This is a genomic window from Pseudoalteromonas sp. SR45-5 (assembly GCF_014163565.1).
GTDB classification, from domain to species: Bacteria; Pseudomonadota; Gammaproteobacteria; order Enterobacterales; family Alteromonadaceae; genus Pseudoalteromonas; species Pseudoalteromonas distincta.
Genome location: NZ_JACJDN010000919.1, coordinates 1 through 1,119 on the forward strand (window position 1 = coordinate 1; position 1,119 = coordinate 1,119).

General features: G+C 39.9%; 2 protein-coding genes. Both read left to right on the forward strand.

Annotated elements, in window-relative coordinates:
- Positions 1–519 (forward strand): ABC transporter substrate-binding protein (locus H5072_RS20070; RefSeq protein ID WP_182694591.1); only part of this gene is annotated, 519 nt, incomplete at its 5' end.
- Positions 520–597: 78 nt separating this feature from the next.
- A partial coding sequence (locus H5072_RS20075; RefSeq protein ID WP_182694592.1) for an alkylphosphonate utilization protein occupies positions 598–1,119 on the forward strand: 522 nt, incomplete at its 3' end.

Below are 1,119 nucleotides of genomic sequence, written 5' to 3' on the forward strand. Positions count from 1 at the left end.
ACCAAATATTTACAAGATGAAATAATCGATTTTGATGTTATTTCATTAGAATGGCTCTCAAAGAGTGAGAGAAATGACCCTCGTTATGTTTTTTCAGAGCCGCTTATTTATGCCACAGAAATGATTGTTACCTTGCCTAAAAATGCCCAGCATTGGCAAAGCGCTGATAGCTTGAAGGGTAAAAATATAGGAACGGTACTAGGTTACTATTACTTTAATGACAACACCTTTGAGCGTGTTGACTTTCCATCCGAAAAAGAACTTATGACAGCCCTATCAAGAAACCGTGTAGAAGCTGCACTAGTAGGTAAGTTAACTGCGCTCTATTGGGCAAAGCAGTTAGGGATAAACATTGCCTTTGGCGCACAGCATTCCCATGGTTTTTTAAGAATTCGCTTATTGAGCAAACACAAAGAATTATTGCCCCAGATAAACCTAGCAATTAAAAACCTTCACGCTCAAGGATATATAAAAACTATTGAAGATAAGTATATGAGTAATATACCCACACAAAATTAAGGGACTAATGGCGCAGAGCTCGTGTTTTGGAGTACAATAGCAGCAAATGTTAACTCGACCAGAATCAGAAAGAGCCCCATGAGTATTGAAAAAGCCTTAATCGAACGTAGTAATAATCAATGTGAATTGTGTGCAGCCACCGAGAACTTATCTGTTTATGAAGTACCACCGGTAACTGAAACCCACTCAGATAAATGTATTTACACGTGTCAAACATGTAAAGATCAAATCGAGAATAACAGCGAAATAACGCCTACGCATTGGCACTGTTTAAACGATAGCATGTGGAGCCAAACTCCTGCAGTACAAGTTGTAGCTTACAGAATGCTTTCGCGTTTAGCGCCTGATAATGGCTGGGCACAAGATGCGCTAGACATGATTTACCTTGAAGAAGATACGCTAACGTGGGCTAAAAAAGCACTTGCTGAAGATGACGATTTAAAGCATGTAGATAGCAACGGTGTAGTACTTCAAGCAGGCGATACTGTTACCCTAATTAAAGACTTAGACGTTAAAGGTAGTAGCCTTACAGCTAAACGCGGAACAGCTGTTCGTAATATTGGCCTAACCAGCAACCCTGAACATATTGAAGGGCGAGTT